Annotated in this window: 9 protein-coding genes; 8 read left to right on the top strand and 1 reads right to left on the bottom strand. The window is 44.1% G+C overall.

The genetic code is table 11. The features are described from left to right. Positions 1–138: 138 nt before the first annotated feature. From IQP38_RS21285 to IQP38_RS21305, 5 genes are read left to right on the top strand one after another with little or no spacing between them, the layout of a single operon-like run. Entirely contained in the window at positions 139–570 is a 432-nt protein-coding gene (locus tag IQP38_RS21285; protein WP_054579144.1) for a DNA-directed RNA polymerase subunit alpha C-terminal domain-containing protein, read from the top strand. After that, positions 563–2,137, top strand: coding sequence for a hypothetical protein (locus IQP38_RS21290; RefSeq protein WP_193838014.1), 1,575 nt, complete (start codon positions 563–565; stop codon positions 2,135–2,137). The genes IQP38_RS21285 and IQP38_RS21290 overlap by 8 nt, the downstream gene beginning before the upstream one ends. Positions 2,138–2,159: 22 nt before the next feature. Further along, positions 2,160–2,828 carry a hypothetical protein gene (locus IQP38_RS21295; protein WP_171343314.1) on the top strand — a complete coding sequence of 223 codons (669 nt, stop codon included), beginning with the start codon at positions 2,160–2,162 and terminating at the stop codon, positions 2,826–2,828. Positions 2,829–2,837: 9 nt separating this feature from the next. Beyond that, the gene (locus IQP38_RS21300) at positions 2,838–3,446 is read left to right on the top strand and encodes a hypothetical protein (protein WP_017635635.1); all 609 of its coding nucleotides are present in this window, start codon (positions 2,838–2,840) and stop codon (positions 3,444–3,446) included. A gap of 13 nt (positions 3,447–3,459) precedes the next feature. Beyond that, positions 3,460–3,957 (top strand): baseplate protein, encoded by a 498-nt coding sequence (locus tag IQP38_RS21305; RefSeq protein WP_193838015.1) that lies wholly within the window; start codon positions 3,460–3,462, stop codon positions 3,955–3,957. 65 nt (positions 3,958–4,022) lie between these two features. Here the strand turns inward: IQP38_RS21305 and IQP38_RS21310 are convergent, their stop codons facing one another. Next, positions 4,023–5,354 carry a Fic family protein gene (locus tag IQP38_RS21310; RefSeq protein WP_193838016.1) on the bottom strand — a complete coding sequence of 444 codons (1,332 nt, stop codon included), beginning with the start codon at positions 5,352–5,354 and terminating at the stop codon, positions 4,023–4,025. A gap of 609 nt (positions 5,355–5,963) precedes the next feature. Between IQP38_RS21310 and IQP38_RS21315 the strand changes: the two genes are divergently transcribed. The 3 genes from IQP38_RS21315 (at position 5,964) to IQP38_RS21325 (ending at position 7,672) form a co-directional block, all read left to right on the top strand. Next, positions 5,964–6,242, top strand: coding sequence for a hypothetical protein (locus IQP38_RS21315; protein WP_048626775.1), 279 nt, complete (start codon positions 5,964–5,966; stop codon positions 6,240–6,242). Positions 6,243–6,369: 127 nt separating this feature from the next. Then, positions 6,370–7,080: a phospholipase D family protein gene (locus IQP38_RS21320; protein ID WP_048626774.1), complete on the top strand. Its 711-nt coding sequence runs from the start codon at positions 6,370–6,372 to the stop codon at positions 7,078–7,080. A gap of 37 nt (positions 7,081–7,117) precedes the next feature. Next, positions 7,118–7,672: an excalibur calcium-binding domain-containing protein gene (locus IQP38_RS21325; protein WP_157626655.1), complete on the top strand. Its 555-nt coding sequence runs from the start codon at positions 7,118–7,120 to the stop codon at positions 7,670–7,672. The last annotated feature ends 526 nt before the right edge of the window (positions 7,673–8,198 follow it).

Raw genomic sequence — 8,198 nt, forward strand, 5'->3', positions numbered from 1 at the left:
TGGCCTACGGCGAAATCCATCCATTCGACGGAGAAGACTACTTCTACCGCGTGAAACTTATCGACGAAGCTCCTGTAGCAGAAGCGGCATAAGGCAAGTAAGCGGCAGTCTTACGGGCTGCCGCTCTTGGGGGATTCGATGAAAGAAACGCTCGTTTTAATCACCAACCACACACCAAAGGAAATCACGGTACAGGGTCGCCTCATGCCACCACTGGCTAAAGATTTCCCTCTCTCAGTTTTCAACGTGAACCGCTTCAAACACGAAGTGGAAGCGGCCTACCCAAACGGCCTTGTTTCGGTTCGCCTTGAGCCAACGGTTTTACCAGAAGCTCAAAGACAACCAGACACAGCCACCAGCAACAAAGGCACAGCGCTATCAGCACTTGAGCTAAGCGCGAGCGTTGAAAAAGCATTGACTAACCACGGTGTAGCAACGGTTGAGCAACTAACCGAAATGACGAAAGACAACGTGATTGCGGTGAAAGGTATTGCTCAAGCGGGTTTGCAAGAAATTGTAGACCAGCTTGCAGCACAGGATCTAACGCTGAAAGAGACAGAGAATGAGTAAGATTGAATTTTCAATGGATAACGTCTCACAAGTTGCGGTTTCGCCAATTAACGCTGACTCGACAACTAAGCAAGGCACTGGCTCTAACCAGCTCGTGTTTGGCGGTGTGATTGTGTCTCAAAAAGGTAAGCCGTTCGAAGTTATTCCGGTAACGGCGGCTAACTTCCTAGACAAACTAGGTAAGCCTTACCACTCAAGCCTTGGCAAATTAGCTGACGGCATGCGCGTTCTTGATGAAGCATTGCGCGGCGGTAATGGCCTTGTGGTTCGTGTCGTACCAAAAACGGCAACTTACCCAGCTATCAAGCTAACTAAACCAGCAGACGATGTAGTTATCACTAACGAAGCGATCAACTACTCGGCTGACCTATCGCTAGAAGATGGCGAATTTTTAGCGATCGCTATCAAAGACGGTGCTCAATCCGATAACCGCTCTATCACGCTTGCGAAAGCAGACGAAGCGACTTATGGCACTGGCATGTTCACTCTTACACTAAAGGAAGAACAGGCGGCTGGTGGCTCTGTAGTGCTAGAAGAATGGGTTGTATCCCTAGATCCTACAGCAGTAGATCAAATGGGTGGCGCTGCGTTTATCGAGACTGTTCTTGAAGAACGTTCGCAGTACCTAACTTGTCGCATCGATGCAGAAGTAGCGAAACGCGAAGTTACTGCAATTGCGAAAACCAAATTCACTGGCGCGACCAACGGCAATATTAGCGACATTACGGCTGACGATTACCAGAAAGCAGTGAAAGCACTACGCACTACCGTTTACAGCTTTAACTACGTTTGTGGTTTGGGCTGCTACGACACTGCGGTAATCACTGACCTTGCGCAAATCTGTAAAGACAAACGCATTTCTGGCTACTTCGATGTTGATCCTCGCCTAACGCACGAAGCGGCATTGGAGTTCAAAAAAGGTCTGAACTTCAACAACCATCGCGCTTCATTCGTGCATATCCCTTACCAAGCTAAGTGTCGTTTCTACGGCAACATGGCGGTATGGGGCGGCTCGGGTATCGGCTTTGCAGCTAAAGCGCTTGGCGTTGCTAAGACCTCTCCGGTCGGCGGTTGGCACTACACGCCAGCAGGTGTTGAACGTACTGTTATTCAGCGTACTGGCCTAAAACCAATCCAAGGTGCTGGCGAGCCTAACTACCAAGAAATGTACAAGGCACGTCTAAACAAACTAGGCACAGACGAAAACGGCAACCTGTTCATTGATGACTCTCTAACGTCATCTGCGGCTGAAAACTACCTACGTTTTGAGCAAGTCGTGTCTATTGCTGACGCTATCTCACGCGACTTCTACGCACTAGGTAATCGCCTAAAACACCAACCTGACGGTGCAACGCTTGAGGGTCTAACTGACGGTATGGCAAGCATCCTAGAGGGCTATGAAGCCGTTGGTGCGCTAGTGACACCTCGTAATCCAGATCAAGACGGCGAAAGCGCTTGGACACTGGAAATCAAGCAAGTCGAAATCGACTACTGGAAAGTCACTTGGTCGTTCTGTCCAACTGGCTCTGCGCGTCGAATCCTTGGTGAACCTGTACTAATCCGTTAATCAAAAAAAGAGCAAGAATAGAATGAAATCAATGTTTTCTGAGGGTTCTGTTCTTGCTCGGCCATTTGTGATGCCACAAGTGGCCGAGCAGGAACAAACTGAAACTGCATTTTTTGAGTCTGTAACAGAAGATCAACTTCTTGAGTCAATCAACCGCGCATCAACCATCATGGCTCGCCAAGACGCAGCAGCGGCTTGTGTTCAGTGGGTTAACGGTGGTGACAGCTCAATCGACAACCTAGACGCAATGCTATTTGGCATGGCTGGTGGCGATGACGATACCGAGCTAACAGATGGCCAAGCAGCGCTATACGAATCGCTACAGGAAGCGGCTAGTGAGTTTATTGCTCAAGTTGGCCAGCCAAAAGAGGGCGACATGCAAGAAGCACTGGAAGATCCAGAAGCAGCAGATCGCATCTTTGAATCCCTAGAGCATGGCCTAGGCAACGTGGACTCAGACGAAGCGATTGCAGAGTTCGCCGTTCGTGAATCCATGATGCTTGAAGCCCTTAAGAAAGTGATCCGTGATGGCAAGGTAACTTACATCAAAACGAATCGCCGTAAGCGCCGTATGAGTGCAGCACAAAAAGCAGCACTTAAGAAAGCGCGCGCGAAAGCTCACAGCTCATCGGCTAAAGCAGCTCGCAAAAAGGCTAACCGCATGCGCGATTCTCGCGGCATGGACAAGTAAGGGTAAGCAATGGCTGTAATTGTCGGCGTACCTAATGATGATGGCGTGTCTATCCACAATAAATGCGCCATTACACAAGTCATAGGCGGTCAAGAGGTTACTGTCATTGGTTACATGACTGATGAGTGTCAGCTTGCCTTTAGAGCGATATGGGAAGCGCCGTTTGAGGGCGATTCCGTGGGTAACATCAATGCCCTAGATAAAACGTCCTCAGTCGCGCAAACCGTGTCGGATAAGACGAGTAAAACACTATGGAACAGTCAGCAAGTTTGGCAAGGAAACGAACCGCCAGAAATCACAGCAACGCTGAAATTTGTCGCGTTCACCAATGCCAAATCAGAGGTTAATGATCCCATTAAATACCTGGCTCAGATGATAAGTCCCGAGCTGCAAAATACTGTTCCAGTCAGTTCCGATGGCCTTGGTGGCCGTGTTCCAAGTGATGCGCGATTCAAGATTGGCAAAGCGCTCAATCTACCCATGCGTATTAGCGAGGTGAGTTATGACATTAACGCACCTAAGACGCGAGACGGGAATTTCGCTTACAACACGGTAACTATTACCGCCGCTCCTAAGCAAATGATTAATCAGTCACAGATTCCAAACCACTTCCAATAGAATAGGTGTAATTATGGCCGGAGCATTTAACGCAAAAGGCGATATGAATTTCTTAAAACAGAGATTCACTAAGAACATCCAAGCTGGCGAAAAGATGATGGGTACAGAGTTCGAGATGAAAATCGAAGAATACCCTAATCTTAGCGTTTTGGTGCGTTCTACTCAGTTTCCAGCAATGGGCCGTGCAGATGTAGAAGATTTTGGCCAAATGGGCTTGGGCTACATCCAAAATGGTGCCCTTGAGAACAAAGGCGAAATCGCGGTGACGTGCGTAGAAACGATCACAGGTACCGTGCTAGAAATGCTACGTGAGATCGTTCGTGAAAAGAAAATGATCACTGTCGTTATCGAGTCTACGCCTGAATCAACTAAGGGTAAGGGGGCAACCTCGCATCGATTCCGTTTGGAGCACGTAAAAGTACGTTCAGACGTGATCGACCTATCGACAGAAGATTCAGCAGCACTTGTTAAGCCAGCTATCACACTGCAATACAACTGGGTAGATTTCTAATCGCCAACCAGTCCTATTCTATTCCCTAAAAAAAGGCCGCCAGTTTGGCGGCTTTTTTGATGCTCTTAAGCTTTAGTTAGTCTCTCTTTCAAGTCGGCTGGTGCGATGTAGGTATTCTCGTTGCCATCCTTTGATTTGAACAATAATTTCAGCTCCACCAGCTTCTCAAGATACTTGCGCGCAGAGGTATGAGACACGTCAAAATCAGACTGAATTTCCTTAACTGAAAAGACACGTCCGGCTGTTTCTAATCCCTTGGCCAGAATCACAATGTGCGGCAGTTTCAACACATCCTTAAGATTGGATTCATCGAGTAGATCGCGCACCTCTCTCGTATCTTCAATCTTAGATTTAATGTACTCGTTAAAGCGCTCAATCGCCTTAATGATGACCGTTAACTGGTAGTCCACAAAGTGCGTTAAGTCGTTGTCGTCCGTTTCGGTGTAAACGTAGCTTCTAACGTACTTGGTTGACGCGAGTTTAAGTGGCGCAGAGATCGAGACGTACTTAAAGTTCTCATAACCATGCTTAAGGATGAACCAGTAGAAAAGCGCCCTAGCCGTTCTCCCGTTGCCGTCCATGAATGGGTGAATGTAGCCAATCATGAAGTGCAGAATACAAGCCTTAACGATTGGGTTAATAAAATTGGTGTTGGTGGTATGGTCGGTATTGGCGAAGTCACATAGTTGCTCAATGAGCTTCAAAACGTGCTCATGTTCGGGTGCTTCGTGAACAATATCGCCAGTGGCCACGTCTCTAACCATGACCGCATCCGTTCTATATTGGCCAGCAACGTGCTCATTCTCTAACACGCCATCGGTGGCTATTTCATTAAATCCGCTAATCAATTCTGGTGTGAGCTCTACATCCTTAAGATCATCGGCCATCATAATCAAACGCCAGTTATTGATAATCATCCGTTCGGAGTCATCTTTAGGCTCACGTTCCGTTTCAAGCATTTCCTTGGCCACTTTGCGCGTTGTGGCCGCTCCTTCCAATTGAGCGCTGCTAATGGCTTCTTCCATGATCACGCTTTTCACTAGGTGTGCCTTTTTATCTTGAGCAGATAGCGGCAAATCTTCTAGTTTGAGCTGTTTATCGATGCGGAATAGCTTAGCGTCGAGACTGGCGGCACTAAGCTGGAACGGATTGCCCTTTTCATCAACAAGCGAAATGTCGTTAAGGCCACGTCTGATTTTTAGGGCATGCCAAGCGTAGCCCTTTTGGTCGCGTTTAAACTCTTTTGAACGGTACTGAAAGTCATTCCAATGCAAGTAATTACCGCTGCTATCAAACCCGTACTCAATTGGGTCTAGCTGACCGATTAGTTCTACTACTTTCATGAAATCAGTAGGTTTTTCTGGTGGGAGGCTAACCCCCGCAATCTTTTTTCTCATGCCGTGAAACTTTTTGAAAATGTTTAATACATCTAGTATTGCACACAGGAAGTGGGAGTCAATCGATTATCTATCTAGGAGTTACAAGGGGTGTAATGCTTTGCTGAATACTTTCAATAATACAGTTGCCCCCTTAACTTCCATCCCAATCGATCAATATTTTATGCCAGTGATCAACAACTGTCGGTAGACAGTAAAGTTCAAAACCTTTCGAATCGTTGGCTTTTCAGGAAGTCACTCTAAAATTCACTTCGTAACACTAATAAGTGCTCCATTATTATTGGTAGACCTTTTACTCATTCACATCCTTTTCATTGGCTTTTTCCCCTACAAAAATTTATCCATTCTTCTAGTGGTGTTCGTTTATAAATCCCCGTGTTGTATTACGGGGGTATTACGGGGGTAAATTCCACCATGCTTCAACGGTTCGATTAAATCTTGATTAGGCTATAATAAATAACAAAACACTTATGCAATTAATTTACCTTATTGAAACTATGAAGCCATCTGTTGAGCATATTGCAAGGAAACTGCACAATGTGCGCATAACAGGAGACTAATAGTCGTATAACAAGCGTTAGATGACCTTTAGGTAATTAAGGAGTAATAATGAAATATAGATTAGGTTTGAGACAAATTACTGAAGCTGATGTAAACGCACAGTGCCCGTTTATGCCGGAACCAGAAGATTACCAAATGTATGTAACTGCTTTCGCTGATGATTTTAATCAGCTAGATATTGTTGAAAGTGCTGTCGTTGAAAATAATAGTGTGATCATCAAGTTAGCTGAGGGAGTTGACATTGAACAACTACGACAAGTAAGTATTTCAATACACCAAAACTACTGGGACAACTTACGAACAACAGGGTTTGAAAAGATCGCCTAACTAACTGTTCAAGAGTGATTCGCAACGCGCGGCATTTGACCACGCGCTTTTTTATCTTTGCTACTTGATTCAGTATTTTCTTAGTCGTAGCCTATGTGCGCTAGGTTTTATATGTCAAGGATATGAAATGGCTAAGTTTTTAAATACAAGTGCGACAAACTACTACCTCGAAGAACTGATAAAGAACGCTTCTGAAAGGCTAATCCTCATCAGCCCTTTTCTTAAGCTTAATGATCGTATTCGAGAGCTTTTGGAAGACAAAGACCGATTAAAGATAGACATTCGAATTGTCTATGGCAAAAGCGAACTACAACCTGATGAGATTAACTGGCTAAAAGGTCTCTCCTTTGTGCGTACCAGTTTTTGCAAAAACCTCCATGCAAAGTGCTACATGAATGAAAGTGCTTGTATCATTACAAGTTTAAACCTCTATGAGTTTAGCCAAGTAAACAATAATGAAATGGGTATCTTCATTGACCGTGACGAAGACCCCAATGTCTACAAAGATTCCTACGAGGAAGCTCAACGTATTATTCGTATTAGTGATGAAGTTAGAATCTCGTTAGAGAAAGTTCAAGCTGCTAAGTTAGATACGGAACCTACTGAAAAGCCTGTTACAGATAATGAACTAATTAAACTCAGCTCCTCTAAGTTAGCTAAAAAGCACAAACTTAAAACAGATGAGTTTCTCAGCTTGTGTGTTAATAAAGGATACTTAACGTTAGATGACGGAAAGCACTCATTAACCGATGAAGGTAAATCCTCAGGTGGTGAGTTTAAATACAGTAAACGTTTCGGTCCATATTTTGTCTGGCCAGAGTCCTTGGAAGTATCGTAACTATTTGGTTCAATATTTTAAAGTGAGTACAGCAAACATGAAGATTAAAATAAGAGCTATGTTAAGTTTAGCTGCCGCCCTTAGCTTGATAGGTTGCACTTCCACTAACTTCAGTGAATATAAGGATCTACCTGGCCATAAGTCCATAGCTGTTGGCTCTAATGGCGTTATCGCATATTCCTCATCGAATCCCAATGTCGAAACAGCCATTACAACAGCCATTGATAAATGCTCTTCAATCGGTGGCAAAGATTGTAAGTTTATCGATGTTGATGGTTATAGTCCTATTGGTAATAAAACATATATGTATGATGATCGTGCAGCTAGTGTTGATTACCTAGACAAAGGTTCATACAAAGTAAGATATAAATGTGAGCAATTAACAAAAGCGATGGCACAGTCATTATTTCATTCAGGCCATACTTACCTAGATGGAGACTCAGATGGGAAGCCTTGTGAGTCAAACCTTTGGAGCTCATATTATTCGACAAATACCAGTAGCAGAAAAGTAAAAGGTACTAACTGTCATTATGTTCGTGGGTATCGAAGAAAAAATGGTACTTATGTCAGTGGTTATACACGCTGTCGTTGATTACAAGGCTCCATTTGGAGCCTTTTTTATATGATTTTCTTTAATACTCTCGCATACTTGAGAATCTGATGTGCGATAGCAATATCTCTTGCTGCTCATAAGCACCTCTCTATTAGTTATCTTGTCTAACTAAAAGGTGTCTATCAAGTCAGTGGCTATTCAGATTGCTCTATGACAAGGACTACCTACCCAATTAATGAGCTTTTTATCATCTAAGAAAAGGTAATCAGAGTTATAAGTCACTAAATTTTAATGCCTTACTGATAACGCGCACTTTACATAGACAAATTAGTCTAATTCATTGACAGTTCTTATTTGGGGCTCTATATTAACCTTGTTCTAGACAAAAACGTCTTAAAATCTGCAAGCAATAACGCTTTGCTGATTAGCAGGTACAGAGTATGAGCAACGAAAACATCAACAAACAGCTTATAGAATTCCTCATTGGTTCTAGAACTGAAGCAGGTCTTTCTCAGGAAGATGTTGCAGCACGTTCTGATATCTATGGTATGGGAAGAACTCTTGA

Origin of the sequence: Vibrio sp. OPT41 (assembly GCF_015163595.1) — a bacterium.
In the GTDB taxonomy this organism is placed as follows: Bacteria; Pseudomonadota; Gammaproteobacteria; order Enterobacterales; family Vibrionaceae; genus Vibrio; species Vibrio alginolyticus.

Excerpts from the sequence above, each read along its gene's own strand:
- IQP38_RS21315 (WP_048626775.1), top strand. The coding sequence starts at position 5,964 with ATGAAATATAGATTAGGTTTGAGACAAATTACTGAAGCTGATGTAAAC.
- IQP38_RS21300 (WP_017635635.1), top strand. The coding sequence starts at position 2,838 with ATGGCTGTAATTGTCGGCGTACCTAATGATGATGGCGTGTCTATCCAC.
- IQP38_RS21325 (WP_157626655.1), top strand. The coding sequence starts at position 7,118 with ATGAAGATTAAAATAAGAGCTATGTTAAGTTTAGCTGCCGCCCTTAGC.
- IQP38_RS21305 (WP_193838015.1), top strand. The coding sequence starts at position 3,460 with ATGGCCGGAGCATTTAACGCAAAAGGCGATATGAATTTCTTAAAACAG.
- IQP38_RS21295 (WP_171343314.1), top strand. The coding sequence starts at position 2,160 with ATGAAATCAATGTTTTCTGAGGGTTCTGTTCTTGCTCGGCCATTTGTG.
- IQP38_RS21310 (WP_193838016.1), bottom strand. The coding sequence starts at position 5,354 with ATGAGAAAAAAGATTGCGGGGGTTAGCCTCCCACCAGAAAAACCTACT.
- IQP38_RS21290 (WP_193838014.1), top strand. The coding sequence starts at position 563 with ATGAGTAAGATTGAATTTTCAATGGATAACGTCTCACAAGTTGCGGTT.
- IQP38_RS21285 (WP_054579144.1), top strand. The coding sequence starts at position 139 with ATGAAAGAAACGCTCGTTTTAATCACCAACCACACACCAAAGGAAATC.
- IQP38_RS21320 (WP_048626774.1), top strand. The coding sequence starts at position 6,370 with ATGGCTAAGTTTTTAAATACAAGTGCGACAAACTACTACCTCGAAGAA.